Origin of the sequence: Oscillatoria sp. HE19RPO, assembly GCF_024220515.1 — a bacterium.
Taxonomy (GTDB): domain Bacteria; phylum Cyanobacteriota; class Cyanobacteriia; order Cyanobacteriales; family Laspinemataceae; genus Laspinema.
The window spans coordinates 14,234-31,804 of the sequence record NZ_JAMXOT010000057.1; the positions used below are offsets into that span (position 1 = coordinate 14,234).

Annotated in this window: 16 protein-coding genes and 1 tRNA gene; 8 read left to right on the forward strand and 9 right to left on the reverse strand. The window is 48.5% G+C overall.

Going from position 1 to position 17,571, the window contains the following annotated elements; all coding sequences use genetic code 11:
• Positions 1-54: 54 nt before the first annotated feature.
• From NG833_RS06405 to NG833_RS06415, 3 genes are all read right to left on the reverse strand, one after another.
• Entirely contained in the window at positions 55-282 is a 228-nt protein-coding gene (locus NG833_RS06405; protein ID WP_254564476.1) for a hypothetical protein, read from the reverse strand.
• Positions 283-408: 126 nt separating this feature from the next.
• A complete protein-coding gene (locus tag NG833_RS06410) occupies positions 409-981 on the reverse strand; it encodes a sugar O-acetyltransferase (protein WP_254564477.1) in 573 nt (190 codons plus the stop codon).
• A 550-nt stretch (positions 982-1,531) separates the two neighbouring features.
• The gene (locus tag NG833_RS06415) at positions 1,532-2,587 is read right to left on the reverse strand and encodes a C39 family peptidase (protein ID WP_254564478.1); all 1,056 of its coding nucleotides are present in this window, start codon (positions 2,585-2,587) and stop codon (positions 1,532-1,534) included.
• Positions 2,588-2,868: 281 nt separating this feature from the next.
• Here NG833_RS06415 and NG833_RS06420 point away from each other — a divergent pair, with 281 nt between their 5' ends.
• The gene (locus NG833_RS06420) at positions 2,869-4,074 is read left to right on the forward strand and encodes an NAD(P)/FAD-dependent oxidoreductase (protein WP_254564479.1); all 1,206 of its coding nucleotides are present in this window, start codon (positions 2,869-2,871) and stop codon (positions 4,072-4,074) included.
• A gap of 9 nt (positions 4,075-4,083) precedes the next feature.
• Positions 4,084-4,731, forward strand: a complete 648-nt coding sequence (locus tag NG833_RS06425; protein WP_254564480.1) for an HAD family hydrolase — start codon at positions 4,084-4,086, stop codon at positions 4,729-4,731.
• 20 nt (positions 4,732-4,751) lie between these two features.
• Here NG833_RS06425 and NG833_RS06430 read toward each other — a convergent pair whose 3' ends face one another.
• The 3 genes from NG833_RS06430 to NG833_RS06440 all read right to left on the reverse strand — a co-directional run bounded on the left by NG833_RS06430 (position 4,752) and on the right by NG833_RS06440 (position 8,239).
• Positions 4,752-5,162, reverse strand: a complete 411-nt coding sequence (locus NG833_RS06430) for a DUF4278 domain-containing protein (protein ID WP_254564481.1) — start codon at positions 5,160-5,162, stop codon at positions 4,752-4,754.
• Between the two features lie 643 nt (positions 5,163-5,805).
• A complete protein-coding gene (locus NG833_RS06435; RefSeq protein WP_254564482.1) occupies positions 5,806-6,750 on the reverse strand; it encodes an ADP-ribosylglycohydrolase family protein in 945 nt (314 codons plus the stop codon).
• Between the two features lie 64 nt (positions 6,751-6,814).
• Complete coding sequence (locus NG833_RS06440) at positions 6,815-8,239, reverse strand: DUF1802 family protein (protein WP_254564483.1); 1,425 nt, start codon at positions 8,237-8,239, stop codon at positions 6,815-6,817.
• 179 nt (positions 8,240-8,418) lie between these two features.
• Here NG833_RS06440 and NG833_RS30350 point away from each other — a divergent pair, with 179 nt between their 5' ends.
• Positions 8,419-8,544 carry a hypothetical protein gene (locus tag NG833_RS30350; RefSeq protein ID WP_256555846.1) on the forward strand — a complete coding sequence of 42 codons (126 nt, stop codon included), beginning with the start codon at positions 8,419-8,421 and terminating at the stop codon, positions 8,542-8,544.
• A gap of 46 nt (positions 8,545-8,590) precedes the next feature.
• On the opposite strand, the gene NG833_RS06445 is transcribed toward NG833_RS30350, so the two are convergent.
• A tRNA-Pro gene (locus tag NG833_RS06445) sits at positions 8,591-8,664 on the reverse strand.
• Positions 8,665-8,831: 167 nt separating this feature from the next.
• Between NG833_RS06445 and lipA the strand changes: the two genes are divergently transcribed.
• The 4 genes from lipA (at position 8,832) to NG833_RS06465 (ending at position 13,402) form a co-directional block, all read left to right on the forward strand.
• On the forward strand, positions 8,832-9,728 hold the full coding sequence (lipA, locus tag NG833_RS06450; protein ID WP_254564484.1) for a lipoyl synthase: 897 nt from the start codon (positions 8,832-8,834) through the stop codon (positions 9,726-9,728).
• 54 nt (positions 9,729-9,782) lie between these two features.
• Positions 9,783-10,727, forward strand: coding sequence for an NAD(P)H-dependent glycerol-3-phosphate dehydrogenase (locus NG833_RS06455; protein WP_254564485.1), 945 nt, complete (start codon positions 9,783-9,785; stop codon positions 10,725-10,727).
• A gap of 435 nt (positions 10,728-11,162) precedes the next feature.
• Complete coding sequence (gene sigC, locus NG833_RS06460) at positions 11,163-12,419, forward strand: RNA polymerase sigma factor SigC (RefSeq protein ID WP_254564486.1); 1,257 nt, start codon at positions 11,163-11,165, stop codon at positions 12,417-12,419.
• Between the two features lie 527 nt (positions 12,420-12,946).
• A complete protein-coding gene (locus NG833_RS06465) occupies positions 12,947-13,402 on the forward strand; it encodes a Fur family transcriptional regulator (protein ID WP_254564487.1) in 456 nt (151 codons plus the stop codon).
• 37 nt (positions 13,403-13,439) lie between these two features.
• On the opposite strand, the gene NG833_RS06470 is transcribed toward NG833_RS06465, so the two are convergent.
• Positions 13,440-14,549 carry a peptidoglycan-binding protein gene (locus NG833_RS06470; protein ID WP_254564488.1) on the reverse strand — a complete coding sequence of 370 codons (1,110 nt, stop codon included), beginning with the start codon at positions 14,547-14,549 and terminating at the stop codon, positions 13,440-13,442.
• Between the two features lie 322 nt (positions 14,550-14,871).
• Positions 14,872-16,017: a hybrid sensor histidine kinase/response regulator gene (locus NG833_RS06475; protein WP_254564489.1), complete on the reverse strand. Its 1,146-nt coding sequence runs from the start codon at positions 16,015-16,017 to the stop codon at positions 14,872-14,874.
• Between the two features lie 699 nt (positions 16,018-16,716).
• On the opposite strand from NG833_RS06475, the gene NG833_RS06480 reads away from it, so the two are divergent.
• Positions 16,717-17,247 (forward strand): orange carotenoid protein N-terminal domain-containing protein, encoded by a 531-nt coding sequence (locus tag NG833_RS06480; protein WP_254564490.1) that lies wholly within the window; start codon positions 16,717-16,719, stop codon positions 17,245-17,247.
• Positions 17,248-17,571 lie beyond the last annotated feature (324 nt).

Sequence of the window (17,571 nt, forward strand, 5' to 3'; positions counted from 1 at the left end):
AGGATTCGTGATGAGTTCAGCTGAAACTGGGGGATTAAACTGTAGCTGGAGTTGTCAATCAGGAATTTCTCCCCATCGTGTAACGAAACCAGGGGAATGATTCGCAATCCCCGATCCAGCGAAAACATGAGGGTAGAGATTCCCAATTTTTCTAAGTCTCAAGGCGATCGCACGGGCAGAATTCCCTAAGTTGCGATCGGCGAATTTAGCATCTAATTCCTGATATTTGAGAGCAAATTGCGCTTCGACGCTGCTTTCTATCCCTTTGTTGTCAGGGAGCATCTCAAGAAGGCTCATAGACCTAACCGCCGGTGCCCCCTTCCCTACGAGGTCAGGGGGAGCAAGACGTATAAATTCCCCTTTGAGGCGAAATTGAGATGCTCCCTGTTGTCACCCTAGGTAGTGGAGTTATAGGGCACGAATCACTCGACAGGGGTTTCCCGCAGCAACGACCCTCGGTGGCACATCTCGCGTTACGACACTCCCTGCGCCAATGGTAGAACCCTCTCCAATGGTAACCCCCGGACAGATAATCGCACCTCCGCCAATCCAAACATCGCTCCCGATTTCCACCGGCAAGGCAGACTCCCATCCCTCTTGACGCTCCGTGGGATTGAGCGGGTGAGTGGCGGTGTAGATTTGCACCTTGGGTCCAATCAGAACGCGATCGCCCAGTTGGACTCTATTGCAGTCGAGAATCACACAATCGTAGTTGATAAACAGGCGCTCCCCTGCAAAAATATTAAAACCGTAGTCGCATCGAAATGGCGGTTTAACTTCAGAACCTGCTCCAATTTTCCCAAACAGTTCTTGAATGAGAGATTCTCGTTCTAGGGTGGCATCAGGAAAGGAGAGATTGAACCGATGTAAAATGCGTTGCGATCGCGCAAGCAACTCCACCAGTTCTGGATCGCTTGCCAGATAAAGCTCTCCTGCCAGCATTCTTTGGCGCATCGATTTCTCGGAGTTTGATTGATTCATCGGTTATTCCAGGGATTACCCTCCATAAAACGGGCAAAAATGGGGTAAAATTAACAACTCAACCCAGTGAGACTGATGATAACCCAGATAGAATTCACAAATTCATTGAACAACTTGGTGATAGAAACAGCCTCTCAATCAAAATAAACCCAACGCCAGTCAGGAATCAAATTTACTATAAATTGCTGAAAGTCTGGCCGGTTACTTATACCAAATCCAGTTGTAAAAAGTTAATTTTCGCTCTTTAGCCTGCGGAGGCAGGCTTTGTCCGTATAGCCCCACCCTTCAGGGTGTGGGGTTTTACCGATCGCAACGCAATGGAGTATTATACCCAATCCGGGTATGAAAAGTCGTTTTTATGGAGTAGCTGGGTCGGGGGCTTTGTCCGCAAACGCTCCACCCTTTCCTAGCGGAACGCTGCGCGAACAGGGTGTAGGTTTTGACAAACTTATCGCAACCGGATTCCCTATTATTAAACGATTAGCCATAAAAAAAACACGGAATCAAAGGTTTCCGTGTTAGAACTTTCATCCAATGTACAAGGGTGGGTTTAACGACTAATGTAGTGAACCCAAAACTGTCCATCGGGAATACAAGTGCGGCGGATTAAATTGTAGGAGTAGTGCAGATAGGCACCGTTTCGGTCATTTCGATAACCCGTCGGGAACCATTCGCCATAAGGGTCATGAACGATAAATCCGTTGGCGTCAAATCCGACTAAAACAATAATGTGACCAAAGCTGGTGAAATAGCCGTGAATCACACAGGGATTGCCACCGCGCAAGTGGTTTTGACAGCGTTCGATGGTTCCCCAGTAGGTAAAGTCATCTTTACGTTTATAGTCGCGGACAACTCGCGCTAAATGTTCGGGATTATGACGGGAATATCCGCGATCGAGACACCAGCGATATAACTCATCTTCCATCTGGCGATAGCGAGTGTCGTAGCGGGGAACACCTAGATATTCCAAACACATGGCGATCGAGGTAACATTACAAGCGCCGCTGGGATTGTAATAGTTATCAAGCTGAGACCTAAAAGGCACCTTTAATCGCACCGATGCAGCCGGTTGCTGCGGTTGAGTGAGGGTGCGGTTTCCTTCTATGAGTTGAACGTGCTCTTCAAAGGCATACCAGACTCGATTACCCCGAATCGCTTCTTGTAAGGTAATCCGATAATGACGGCGATGACCCCGTTCATAATTCGCTAGGGGAAAACTTTGACCTGCCTCTACAGTAAATATCTCATTGGCGGTGAGAACAGAAGATTGCAGGGGTAAAGTTTTTAAAATCGTTTTCGTGGTAGTTTTTAGAGAAATTCTGGGAACCGATAAAGTTTGAGCCTGAACATTCATCAGGGCTGCAATAGTTTTTGGACCCAGAGCTTCTTGTTCTTCTGCAATCCCGTTGAGGTCCTGAAAGCGTTGATAAGCGGCGATCGTCAGTTCCCCAAAAACACCATCAACGGGAGGAGTGAGTAATTCCAACTCTGTTAACCGCTGCTGAATCTCACTCGTTAAAACTTGATTGTTCGCCACTTCTGAAAGAGGGCAAATCTTGTCAATCTCCAGGAAAAGGGAATTAGGCTTGTCGTTAGTTACGGTCATAATTAAAGAGTGGAGGGGGAAATTAAGGGTACTAAAGACGCTGCCAATTGGTTCTAGCGCCTGTAATTTTATTGCGGAGAAAATATCGGTTCCTCCGGAAATTGAAGGGAACCTGAACCCTGATTTAACCCCCGGGGGACAAAAGACCGAGGAAAGAGCTAGACTCCTTTTGCCAGAGGTGATTCTCAGGGTTTCAATTCCCCCCGTTTGCCCCACGCTGACCGATCGCCCTGCTATCTTGGAAAAGAGTATCTTGTTAACCCACGCGATCGCCCACTTTTATGACAGAAAAAGCACGAATTTGTATCCTTGGCGGCGGATTTGGCGGTCTGTATGCCGCTTTGCGCTTGAGCGAGTTACCCTGGAACCCGCCAGAAACCCCCGAGATTGTTTTGATTGATAACAACGATCGCTTTTTGTTCTCCCCCCTCCTCTACGAGTTGCTCACCGGGGAACTACAATCCTGGGAAATTGCGCCCCCGTTTTCCGAACTGTTGGCAAATACCCGCGTTCGCTTCCATCAAGGCACCGTGTCTGACATCAACCTAGAGAACAGACAGGTCCATTTAGAGGATGGGATGGAATTCACTTACGATCGCGCCATCGTGGCCCTCGGTGGAGAAACTCCCTTAGATTTAGTCCCCGGATGTGCCGATTATGCCTTCCCCTTCCGCACCATTGCTGATGCCTATCGCCTGGAAGAACGACTGCGAGTCTTAGAAGCATCGGACCAAGACAAAATCCGCATCGCCGTCGTCGGTGGCGGCTATTCCGGGGTGGAATTGGCTTGTAAATTGGCCGATCGCCTCCAAAACCGAGGTCGTCTGCGCCTGATTGAAAAGGGGACAGAAATTCTGCAAACCTCTACGGAATTTAACCGCGAAGCAGCCACAAAAGCCCTAGAAGAACGGGGAATTTGGATTGATTTAGAAACCACCACCGAAGAAATTACTGCCGATAGTATTTCCTTGTTATATCGAGAACAAGTAGACCCGATTCCCGTGGATGTGGTGATTTGGACCGTGGGTATCCAAGTGGCATCCGTGGTGCAAGCCCTCCCCGTCAAGCATACCAAACGGGGTCAAATCGAAGTGACGCGGACCTTACAGGCGATCGACCATCCCGAACTATTTGCAGTCGGGGACCTCGCCTATTGTCTCGATGCCAGCGGACAACCTGTTCCCACCACGGCACAAGCGGCTATCCAGCAAGCGGATTATGCCGCCTGGAATATCTGGGCCTCCCTGAGCGATCGCCCCCTTCTCCCCTTTGAATATCAAGGATTAGGAGAAATGATGACCCTGGGAATTGATAATGCCACCTTAACCGGATTAGGCGTCAAATTGGATGGTCAAATGGCCCACCTCTTACGGCGGTTAGCCTATCTGTATCGGATGCCTACATTTGACCATCAGCTTAAAGTCGGCTTAAATTGGATAACTCAGCCCGTGCGTGAGTTTTTCTCTCAATCCGGTTTACCCCGTTAACCTAACCTGATGTCGCAACCTTCGGTGATTTTTTTCGATGCCGCCGGGACACTCTTTGGAGTGCGTGGCACTGTCGGTGCAGCTTACGGAAATTTGGCCCGTCGCTTTGGGGTAGAGGTTGACGATCGCCTGCTCAATCAGGCATTTTTCGACAGTTTTGCCGCCACAGAACAGGCGGCATTTCCAGGAGTCCCGCAAACTGAGATTCCTCTCCTGGAATTTCAGTGGTGGGAGGCGATCGCCTCGGATACCTTCCAACGCGCTGGAGTCTTCCACCAGTTTGCCGATTTTTCCCCCTTCTTTAAGCAACTGTACGATTACTTTGCCACCGCTGACCCTTGGTTCGTCTATCCGGATGTGCGCCCCACCCTCGAATTCCTTCATGCTCAAGGCATTCAACTGGGAATTTTGTCAAATTTTGACTCCCGACTCTACTCCGTCCTAGAGGCATTAGATTTGGCGCAGTTTTTCGATTCCGTCACCATTTCTACCCTCGTGGGGGCCGCAAAACCAAACCCGCCGATTTTTGCGGCGGGTTTAGAAAAACATGGTTGTGCAGCGTCTGACGCATGGCACATCGGCGATAGCTATCGGGATGACTATCAAGGGGCCACTGCTGCTGGCTTGCGCGGGCTCTGGCTACAGCGCAACGCCTAGAGAGGCTTAATCTTAATCTCCTAATAAGGATAGCAGGTGAGTTCTTGCGACTCCTGTTGTAGCTGTTCCATCAAGTCTTCATTCCCCAGCATCCGGGCAGCTTGCATCCGACGTTCTAAACTCCGACAAATGTTATTGCGGTGCAGTTTGGCAACCTCTTCCATCACCTTGTCCGCCGGTTGAGCATCCATGAGGGGCCTCACCTGCCGAGCCTTGGGGGCTACTGGTGCCACTGAAGTGCTGACAGATTCCCCCGAATTATACCGAACCCCCCGATAGGTTAACTCATTTCGGGTTGCGGGGACTGGAATATGCCGGGGATAGCGCACTTGCCATTCATTCCCCCGATATTTGCCACCAATTTCTCCCTCCATGAGATTAAAGCTCTGTGGTTCCGAATCGTAGCCAATTCCGCGATAAGTTAGTTTCATATCTTTGTTCCTGTTCTAAATTAAGTGGATTTACTAAAGTTGGGAGAGGGGCCGATTTTTTGTGTTTCCCTCTATTTCTGTATTATATTTTACCGTTTTGATGAAATAGGGGCTTTTTTAATAAAACTTAACAATTTGACATATTTTCTGATAGATGGCCCTCTCCCTAGTCTAGGGGCAAGAAACCCTTGATCCCTGACCCCACGGAAACAAAAGGGCCACGGGAGTAAGTTTCACAGGGAAACTCCAGAAACGACTACAGTCGTTACTACGAACAGGGGAGAAATTTCTTCGTTTGTAGTAACGACTTCAGTCGTTTCCGGGCGTTAACCTCCTGGAGTTAACCTAGACTCTGCCAACGCCAGCAGGCGATCGCCACAAAAAAGAGAAAAGAAACGACTAAAGTCGTTACTACGAACATGAATAACGACTAAAGTCGTTACTACGAACAGGGGAGAAATTTCTTCGTTTGTAGTAACGACGGAAGTCGTTTCCGGGCGTTAACCTCATAGAGTAACCATAGACTCTGCCAACGCCAGTAGGCGATCGCCACAAAAAAGAGAAAAGAAACGACTAAAGTCGTTACTACGAACAGGGGAGAAATTTCTTCGTTTGTAGTAACGACGGAAGTCGTTTCCGGGCATTAACCTCCTGGAGTAATCATAGACTCTGCCATCTCAAACAACCGATCGCTAAACGACCTAATTAAGTCCGCATCAGCTAACCGTTGCCGCCATCGTTCTGGAATGCCCAACTCGCCATAAAATGCCCCGGCAATCTGCCCATAAATCGCCCCAGTTGTATCCGCATCATCCCCTAAATTAACCGCTAATAAACAGCCTTCTTCAAACGATTGATTGTGATAAAAAGCCCATAATGCAGCTTCTAAAGACTTAACCACATAACCCGTCCCTTGAATTTCTGGCGGTTGGCGAGTTTTGAAAGAACCCGCCGCAATTTCAGCAATTTCTGGAACCAGGGGATGTTTTTGCCAATATCCAGGAACGGGACTGTAGTCAGGAGAAAGCAATTTTTCCCGACTACTACCCTGGATTGCACCAATAATTAATCCGGCAAAATATCGGCAAGCATCGACAGCAGTCGCGGCACCGTGGGTTGTGCGTGAACTATCTTTGGAAAAGGCGATCGCCACTTCAGGATGATTCGCATAAAATAGAGGAACAGGTGCTAACCGCATCAGAGAACCATTCCCCGCACTCCGGGCATCTGTCGCCCCACAATAGGGTTGTCTCGTCTCTTGAAACCGCCCTAGGGCTTGTTGCACCGTATTTCCAATATCAAAACATTCTCCGGTACTGCTGAGATATCCCGTTTGCTCCCATTGTAAATATTTCTCTAATTGGTTAACCGGATCAAACCCCTGTTTTTCAATCAGGCTTTCTGCTAAACATAAAGCCATTGAAGTATCATCAGTCCATTCTCCGGGTTGGAGTTGAAAAATCCCCCCGCCTACCATATCGGTGATAGGGGTAAAAGTTCCCGGTTTCTTGAATTCTAAGGTCGTTCCTACCGCATCACCCACGGCTAAACCGAGAAGACATCCACGATATCGAGCGATTTTTTCCATAGGAATTATGAGGGTTAAGGAAAAATCTTCAGAGCAATTAACACAAGGGTATGGGGATTCAGTCCTAGAGGGATAAGTCGCGCAGATAGTAAAAGCGATCGCTGCGCCAATCGCTGCCCTTAATTCGGCCTAAATATCCCGTCAGGGGAGAAGAAAGTTCGATTAAAATTTCGTGCATTTCTTTTAAGGGAATAAAATGGTGGGGATAGGAACTTACATATAGCGCATGGAGTGCTTCTACCCCTGCGAGTTCTAAGCGGGCGTTCTCTAAGTGTCGTTTAACCAGTTTGATAATGCGCGATCGCAACTCAATGGATTCTTTGACTTTATCAATATAACTATTGACTTTATCATCGGCCCATCCATAGGGGTCTTGGCGCAAACATTGTTTTAATTTCAGCAAGTCCACAGACCCTTTATATTTAGCTTGCAAGTGAACTAGACTTTGCAAGGTTTCGGGACGGATGACATTCATCTGATTTTCAATTGCCACGTTCAGCGCATCCACAGTTAACTCTTCAGCCGCGACGATCCACTTAATAGCTCGTTCGTATCGTTCGGTTCCGAGATGATTTACAGCCCGAGTTAGGAGTTGAGCCGGATTGTCAGCGATCGCAGTTTTGGGGTTTTTAGCTTTACACTGTCCTACCATAAGATAGGGAGTTTCGCAATAAAAATCGAATCCTTCCTCCGCAATCAGGGACTCAGGAAGGAGTTCGGGACCGTTAAACCCTAATTTCAGCAATCCCTGGCGCACCAGCTTGGCAAACCCATCGGCGTCTTGAGAATGACCCACCGGAGCGATCGTGCTAATCCAAGTTAAATCTGGGTCCTCTGAGGTGACAGGAAGCGGATTTCCAAACCCAAGAAACTGTTGCAAATCATCATCGAGGTTTTGTGCCGTAGGTTGAAAACGAGCGAGTTGAGCGATCGCCCCTTGCAAGGCATCTAATTCCGGATGCAGGGGGAGAAGGAACTGTTCAAGTTGTGAACGCCGGTAGGCAAAGGTGCGATCGCTCAATACTGGCACAAAATCAGTCACCGGAATGGTTACAGGTAAGGCGATCGGGTTCCCGATGCGGTTGGGTGTGGGAGGATGACAAGCTAAGGCGATCGCCCCAGGGAGTCGATAAACCCGCAAATGAGCCAGAAAAATAGCCCTCTGGTCCTGAAGAAGTTCCTCTAAGTCTTCTAAACTCCACAAGGTTAATCGAGACAGGGTAGGCAATCCATTTGCGTCTGTAATGGTTTGGCATCCTTCACACCGGGCGATCGCCGCAATCTTCACGGTTTCTGCTCCTTCCGTGGGTTCATCCGAAGACTCTGGCGGCAGTTGGGGACCGGACTCACTTCGGAAATAGAGGGCAAATTCTCGTCCGGGATCCAAACAAATTTTTGCCACCACAGCAATGGTAGCCCCTTGGATGAGCGCCTCAACATCCGGTTTACTTAAGCCTAAAGCGCTTGAAATTAACACAGGTTGGTTCATGATGCCATATCTCGGGGACTTAGTAGAACAGGGTGATATTTTTTTAAAATCGCTTCCAGACTGATGCATCACTTGTATTTCTACTCGGCAAGGCAGTACATGAAAGGAACCCATCATATCCCGTGAAATTCCCAAATTTGCCTCAGTCTTATCCGTTGTGACTATTCTGGCTCATCATCTTGACGAAAGGAAGGCGCTTTGTCAGAATTAATCTCTACAGAAAGAATTTTAGAACAGCGATCGCCCTAAAAAAAAGAGTTGCCGACGACCCTGAAGCGATCGCCGACAACCAGAAAAACTGTTAACACTTGAGGCGTTAACCCGCCCAAATAGAACTTTCATAACCCAAAATCGGGATGACTGGATTCGAACCAGCGGCCCCTTCGTCCCGAACGAAGTGCGCTACCAAGCTGCGCCACATCCCGTAATTTATGACCATTTACCAGTCTATGTCCTGCTTGCCAGAATTGTCAAGTAGTTTTTGGCAGATGATTGCCAAAAGAGTTGCCGAGGGCGATCGCCCTCGGGAGCGAGTTGGGCCATAGGCCGGTATCATAAGGATGATGTCTTTACAAAAAATTAGGGCGTAAGCGTGAGTGTAAAACCAGATTGGCTGCGGGTCAAAGCCCCGCAATGGGAGCGCGTCGGCAACGTTAAAGAAATATTGCGGGATTTAGCCCTCAATACCGTCTGTGAAGAGGCATCCTGTCCCAATATCGGAGAGTGCTTCCACAACGGAACGGCCACTTTTCTGATTATGGGGCCAGCCTGTACCCGTGCCTGTCCCTACTGCGATATTGATTTTGAGAAAAAACCCCAGGCCCTAGACCCCACAGAACCTATTCGGTTAGCAGAGGCAGTCCGGCGAATGCGGCTGAATCATGTGGTCATTACCTCGGTGAATCGGGATGATTTACCCGACGGGGGAGCCAACCAATTCCGGCGCTGTATTGAGGAAGTTCGGGCCGCTTCCCCCGGCACTACCATCGAAGTGTTAATCCCTGACCTCTGTGGGAATTGGCAAGCCTTAGAGGTGATTTTACAGGCCGAACCGGAAGTGCTTAATCACAATACCGAAACCGTGCCGCGCCTGTATCGTCGAGTGCGTCCCCAAGGTAACTATGAGCGCAGTTTAGAATTATTGCGGCGATCGCGCCAACTGGCACCGGGACTGTACACCAAATCCGGCATCATGCTCGGACTCGGGGAAACCGATGAGGAAATTCAACAGGTGCTGCAAGATTTACGCGCGGTGGAGTGCGACATTTTAACCCTGGGACAATATATGCAACCGACCCCGAAACATCTGCCAGTGGTGAATTGGGTGACCCCAGAGCAATTTACCGCATGGCAGCAGCTTGGGGAGTCCTGGGGCTTTTTACAAATTGTGGCCTCTCCCTTGACCCGCAGTTCCTATCATGCCGAGCAAGTCCGCGCTTTGATGGAACGGTATCCTCGGGTGAATAGCCGCAACCCCCAAACGGTGTAGAGGAAGGATTCAGGAAGGATTCAGGAAGGATTCAGGAAGGATTGAGGAAAACTGATGGATAATACGCCGACTTTCCCTGCTACAAAACCTCAGACCCTCGGAATTGTGGGGGCTGGGGTTTGGGGGCGGACTTTGGGACAGTTAGTGGCCCAAAATGGTCATCGGGTGGAATATTGGTCTCGCAGTGGCGATCGCAGCTTAGAGGAGATTGTCACTGGGGCGAATATTCTCCTGTCTGCGGTATCCATGAAAGGAGTGGCCTCGGTTTTGTCCCAAGTTAAAGCTATTGGCCTTCCCACAGATACCATTATCGTAACGGCAACCAAAGGATTAGACCCCCAAACGACCTGTACGGCGGCGCAACTCTGGCAACGGGCATTTAGCGATCGCCCCGTGGTGGTATTAGCTGGACCGAATCTCTCCAAGGAAATTCAACAGGGATTACCGGCAGCAACGGTGGTGGCGAGTCACGATGAAACTGCCGCCAGTTTGGTCCAAGAGGTGTTTTCTTCGAGTAACTTTCGGGTTTATACCAATTCGGACCCTCTGGGGGTAGAACTGGGGGGGACCCTCAAAAATGTCATGGCGATCGCCTCGGGGGTCTGCGATGGACTCCAACTAGGGACCAATGCTAAAGCCGCTTTACTCACCCGAGGACTGACTGAAATCATTCGCATTGGCACCCATTGGGGCGCGCAAATGGAAACCTTTTACGGATTGTCAGGACTTGGTGATTTATTGGCAACCTGTAATAGCCCCCTCAGTCGCAATTATCAAGTCGGCTATCAACTGGCACAAGGCAAGACCCTGGCTGAGATTCTCCCAGAGTTAGAAGGGACTGCCGAAGGGGTTAACACGACCCAAGTGTTAATTCAAAGGGCTAAAACTTTAGAGATTTCCGTTCCAATTTCTTATCAGGTGCATCAGTTACTCTCCGGCCAAATTACCCCCAAAGATGCGGTGGAAGCCTTGATGCTGCGTGATATCAAGCCCGAGTAATGTCCGATCTCCTAGCAACCGGAAACTTAACCGGCTCTTTTGTGATCTCAATTCTAGCCCCCCGTGATCCGGAACCGGGGCGATCGGTGATGAAAATTAATGAAGGGGCTGATAGAAGTCACCTCAAGTTGAGGTAATACTTTCTATACTTGCAAGTAGGGTTCAGGGACAGGAATTTTCCTGTTTGTTCAAAGAACCCTCCTGTTTGATGTAAAATATTGCGAATTCAGAAACGGCGAATTCACTGAACAGGGGCAGCCCTGTTCATCTAATGAACCCGCTAAATCCCTTAAGTAACTCACCTTATAACTGATAGTAACGTTATGTAACGGAACGCTCAGATGTGACAGGAAGTCTAATATAGAGGGAATATTGATAACAAAGCAGTTAAGAACCGCAAACCACCGATCACCTGGAGACGCTGAGAAGATCACCATGCCAGGAATTTCTCTTTACCCTAATACAGAAGACGACAATCCATTATTGCCCTCCGACTTCGATTCTGATGCTCCCGAGGACAATGACTTAGAGGTGACCTCCGATTCCGTTGCCGTCGAGCTGGAAATGGAGGAACCGGACACCGTTGAAATCTCTCAGGCCCCCACTCGTCGCACCACCGATCTGGTTCGGTTGTACCTCCAGGAAATTGGGCGCGTGCGGTTGCTGGGGCGAGAAGAAGAGGTTGTGGAAGCCCAGAAAGTGCAGCGCTATATGCAGATCAAAGAGATGCGTGATGCGGCAGCTACTGAGGAAAATCCAGAACTGCAACGGTATGTTCACCTGGTGGACACCCGCGATCGCCTCGCCTCCCTCTTAGGACATCGACCTTCCTTAGAGCGATGGGCTGCGGAAGCGGGAGAGCAAGTCACTGACCTCAAGCCGATTTTGGCGGCTGGGAAACGTCAATGGGCGGCCCTAGCCTCGATGACGGTGGAGGAACTGGACCGCACCCAAGCGGAAGGAATTGGCGCAAAGGAACACATGATTGAGGCCAACCTCCGTCTCGTGGTTTCTGTCGCCAAGAAGTATCAAAACCGAGGGTTAGAGCTCTTGGATTTAGTCCAAGAAGGGACCCTGGGTTTAGAAAGGGCGGTGGATAAGTTCGATCCGACCAAGGGGTATCGATTTAGCACGTATGCATACTGGTGGATTCGTCAGGGGATTACCCGGGCGATCGCCACCCAAAGTCGCACCATTCGCTTGCCGGTTCACATTACCGAAAAGCTTAATAAAATTAAAAAGGCCCAGCGCAAGCTCTCCCAAGAAAAAGGCCGGACTGCCAGCATCGAAGATGTTGCCAAGGAATTAGAAATGACTCCGGCACAAGTCCGGGAAGTGTTATTGCGAGTTCCTCGGTCTGTGTCCTTGGAAACCAAGGTGGGCAAGGAAAAAGATACGGAACTGGGAGATTTACTCGAAACCGATGATATCTCTCCGGAAGAAAAGTTGATGCAAGAAGCCTTGCATCGAGAATTGCATAACCTCCTGGCCGATTTAACCAGTCGAGAACGGGATGTGATTGGAATGCGGTTTGGATTGACGGATGGACATCCCTACTCCTTAGCAGAAATTGGTCGTGCTCTGGACCTGTCTCGGGAACGAGTCCGTCAAATTGAGTCCAAGGCCCTGCAAAAGTTGCGGCAGCCGAAGCGACGCAACCGCGTCCGAGATTATCTGGAATTGTTGAGTTAGAGGGAAACGCCCATCGCTTCAGGGGAGTTTTTGGACTCCAAATCAGGCAATGGCGCGATCGCCTCATCGGTCAGGGTGGTTGGTGGAATACTCAAACAACTTACTCCCCCGTGACTGCTATCACAAGGGGGACTATCTACTGCTTAATATTGCGATCGCCTTTCACCAGTCGGGAAGGCGATTTTTGCGCGGGGGAGTACCCGGTCAGCATGGGAAAGTTGTGGCCGGTTGCAAATTGTTACAAAACTTAAAATTATGACCGCGAAAAATTCCTAGACTGCGCTCAGAGTGGGGACTTTGTACCCGGTTTCCCAACAAGCAACCCCGGTCATCTACAATGGCTCCTGATTCCTCCTCTCCAGTTTAACAACTCCAGAATGCTTACCCCTTATGACGTTTAGCAATTCTAGACTCGCCGATTGAGTTGGTGCTAATAATTGTCAATAAGCACACTTTGTTGCAAATTCTCAATAAATTGTGTATCCTTCTCAATAAAGAGGGTTTCTTGAGAAGAGAAGAAGATAGCTATGTCTTTCTACACAGCGTCCTCGCTTAAAGCTGAATTAAACGAACGGGGTTGGCGCTTAACCCCGCAACGAGAAACGATTTTACAAGTGTTTCAAAACCTTCCGAAAGGTGAGCATCTGAGTGCTGAAGACCTCTACGAACTTTTGCAAGAGGAAGGAGAGGCAATCAGTTTATCGACCATCTATCGCACCGTTAAATTAATGGCGAGGATGGGAATTTTACGCGAATTAGAATTAGCAGAAGGTCACAAACATTACGAAATTAATCAACCCTATCCTCACCATCATCACCATTTAATTTGTGTCAGATGTAACAAAACCATTGAATTTAAAAGCGACTCTATCTTAAAAGTTGGGATTAAAACCACCACCAAAGAAGGATACCACCTCCTCGATTGTCAACTGACCATCCATGCCGTTTGTCCCACCTGTCAGCGTGCATTATTGCCAATTTAGGGGCAGAACTTCACCCGTCTACCCCCAAGACTGCTAACTAGAAATAAGCCACGCGAGTATCGATTAGTCCCCGTTGTTTTAAAAGTTTCGCTCGGTTTTCAGCCACTTCCCGGCGCAGATCGGAACTAACATGAATGTAAGTCCCCAATCGGTTCTCAGCTTCAAACGCATAGGGAAAAATTTCCCGAACGGCGCTGAGAGTAAAATTACTGCGTTTAGGAATGACAACTACATAAAACTTGCGATCCAAAGCTTGGCGAGTTTCCGCATTGGCAACCCCAGTGGGCACTAAACTAAAAACGGATTGAAACTGTTTGAGGGCTTCTTCCGTGCGGGGGCCAAAGATGCCATCGGCAGTCCCGATCGCATAGCCTGCTGCAATTAACCGTTCTTGAAGAGATTTCACGGCAATGCCGCTATCGCCCAGTTTCAAATTTCCCGTCCCGTTGGCGGTGGCGACTGGGGTTACGGGTTGCCAGGATGGAGCAGCCGAAATTAACCCTAATTGTCGGTCTAAGACCCCCCGCGTAGTCGGTCCCACCTGTGCAGTCTGCTCAAGATAAAACGCCTGTTGGAAGCGTAAAACGGCCTGTTGTGTCTCAAAATCAAACTGACCCGTAGCGGCACGATTCAAATACCCTAACTGTCTTAACTGGTCCTGGAGGGCGCTCACCTGTAAACCCGAGTCTCCAAAACCCAGCACTTGATTGGTCGTTCCCACCTGGGTCACCTGACCAAAACTGGGAGCGGGTCGTAATAATCGCTCGATCGCCGTCAACGTCTCCGGATCAACTCTTCCCGTCACCGGCAGGCTATTATCGCGCTGAAAACGGTTCACCGCTTGCTCAGTTAGCTCACCATAAAAACCTGTCGGATCAACATTGAAATAGCCTAACTGTTGTAAGCGCACTTGGATCGCTCGCACCGCTTCACTCTCTTCCCCGCGTTGGTAGGCCAAAACCTGGGTTGCCATGCTCAGGAGTGCGACAGTAACGGCGATCGAAAACCAGCGAATCAACCCCGCACTAGAGAAATTTTTCCCTTTGAATTCTGCAAAAAATTTTCTCAACCCTGGAACCAGAGGTTCTCCGGAAGCGGGAGGGGCATCATAGACGAGGAATAATTGAAGATAGGCAAAAGTTTCCATAGTGGTGTCGTTAAGGTGGAGTCAAAACACATCTGCAACCGTTATAGCAGCTTTTGTAGACACCGGGTACTTTCCATACCCCTTTCACACCGGATTCTAGGGGGTGATGCCGGAACATTTCCCCCCTTTCCACTAGGGATAGCAGTCAGGATCGAGCGCCACTGTCCCCTTCTTTCTTCGTCTCGAATATTCTTTCGATAAGGGATGTCAGATAACAGCAATTATCCCCCTTGAATTGGCTCTGAAATTGGCCCTGGAATTTGCCCTGAAATTTGACACCCTAAGCTGATGCTTAAGCGAGAATAACCCCTGCCTGAATGGATCAATTTTTCCAAGCGGGTAAGCGCACGCTAAAGACGCTGCCTTCCCCTAGGACTGACTGGACATCAATCGTTCCATTATGGGCTTCTGTAATTCTTTTACACAAGTGCAGCCCCAAACCGCTACCCGATCGCTTGTGCTTACCCGGAAGAAATCTTTCAAATAATAAGCTTTGATCCGCCTCACTAATTCCAGCGCCGTTATCAGCCACCGCGATCGCAATCCAGTTGGGACCCCCTGCATTTTTCTGAGCGACCTCTTCAGTGATGCGAATCTCGATTATCCCATTCTCGGTAAACTTGATCGCATTCCCCACTAAATTAGTCACAAGGCGACGCAGTTCTAGGCGATCGCCCCGGACAAACCCCGAAGTTTTCCCGGCTCCATTCACCGCCGTGCCATACTTAATTTTGATTTCGGTTTCTTTTTCCTGGGCCATCGGCACCAGTTCCTCAATAATTTCCTGAATCAGTTGTGGCATATCAACCAACGAGAAATTCAGATTTTTGCGATCCGCTTCGTAACGATACACCTCCAGCAACGTATTCACCATCTTCAACAGATTTTGGTTACTCCGCACCATCGTGGTGAAGACTTCTTCCATCTGAGGGGTGATCGGTCCAAGGGCTTCTTGTTTGAGTAGGGTCAACATTCGATCCGCTGCGACTAACGGAGTTCGCAAATCATGGGTGAGCCGTGATACGAAATCCTCGCGCTGACGGGCAATTTCATCCCGTTCATCTACACTATGCTTGAGGCGCAACAAACTCCGCACCCGCGCTAAGAGTTCATCGAGTTCCACAGGTTTGCGGATAAAATCATCGGCCCCGAGATCCAGTCCCTCAACCACACTGGGTTGATCGTGAGCAGTGATTAGTAAAATGGGGATAAAGGGCAGCTTTTTGTTGCCGCGAATCCGTCGGGTGACTTCATAGCCATCCATTCCCGGCATCATAATATCCAGCAATACCAAGTCTGGCGGTGATTGGTCAATTTGTGCTAAAGCGGCATAGCCGCTATCCGCCTGAGTGATGTCATATCCCTCTTCTTCCAAAATCGTCTTGACGAGCAAGACATTATCAGGAGAGTCATCGACAACTAGGATGCGGTCTGTTTTTGGGTTTTGAAGCAAGGAGGGATCGCTCATTTATCTATAAAAATTGGACTTGGCTCACAGAAGCAGTTTGGGTGGTAAGGAAATTGTCTCACCCTAACGCTTTTGATGTTCTCGCTCTTTAGACGGATTTTATCGGATTTTACTTAAGGTATGGCATTGCTATCATGGATCTTTCTTTGATTTGCATTGAATTTGGAGCGTTTGATAGTGGGCTAAACGTAGAAAAAACTGTTGCTACCTCTAGTTCTACGCAATTTCGGGAATTTCCGAGGGCCTAAAATCTGGGTCCGAACTTTTTGGACGTCTGACGATCGCACTCAATCTCGAATTATTTCCAGGAATTTCCCACCCTTGCGAACCCGGGTAATTTTCTCCATGAAAAGAAATAATCGTCTGTGGGGGCGACTTTGGGTTTCAGCACCCCGGCTAATCGGGGGCCAGCAATGCTGGGAAGCAAACCCGGGCGATCGGTTCTAGTTTTTCTATCCAATGAAATAATTTAGGGAAAAATTATCCACCGGGATTCTGTCTCGGGATAGATGAAATAAGTTTTTCGACTTAAATTTGGCGAAAATCGAGAGAAATAATCCCTAAAAAATCTGTCTATAGATATAAAAATATTGAATTGACAAAACTGGGGTTCATCAAAAGATAGATTGACACTAAACCTAAAGTTTTGTAACAATAAGTGTGTGACAACTTGATAGATAGAAAGAGAATATTTCTTTTATGACTACTTCCAACCTGACAGGAAAAAGCCAAATTCGTTCCCAAGGAACTCAAAACCTGGTTAATGATTTTGAAAAATTGAGTACCGATGACAAATTGGCTTTACTTTATTGGATTTACGAAAAAATGGGAGATTCCATTACTCCAGCCGCACCCGGGGCAGCCGAACCCAATATTGCACCGATGCTAATGGATGACTATTACAAGCTCTCAGAAGATGAGCAGCTTCAGATCATGCGGGATATTGTGGAGCGCAAAGATACGGTGTATTCCCATGCTTATGGAGCGTTATCCGCTAATAATCAATTAGTCGTCTGGTATGCCTGGGCAGTAGCAATGGGCGATCGCATTGTAGATATGCCGTCCGATTACCAATCCAACCCCCAAACCGATAGCCTGCTGTCTCAAATAGAAAAGGCAGAATTCGAGGAGCAAATTTCGATTTTACGAGAAATTGCTGGCGGAATGGGCTACACTGCCGGGGGAGAAATGCCCAGCCAAGCTCAAACGGGTGTTACCCCCAGCTTGTAATTGCAATGCCAGACCATAACCCCATAAACTTTGTAGGGACGCACTGCGGTGCGTCCTTTCGTTTGTCTATTGTTCTTTTGGATATAAAAGTTTTAAATGGGGCGGATAGAACCGAGGTAAATGGATTAAATAATCAGTTTAATCCGCCTGAGTTCTGGAAAAATCTGCGCCCAATAACTGAATCAAAAATTTTCAGAAGGAGTGGGAGCATCTCAAGAATCAAAAGAGACCTCTCCCCGGCCCTCTCCTAGGGGATTGCAAAATATAAATCATCCAACCGTTCAACTGATGAAAGGAAGGTATGTGTAGGGGCGCAATGCTTGC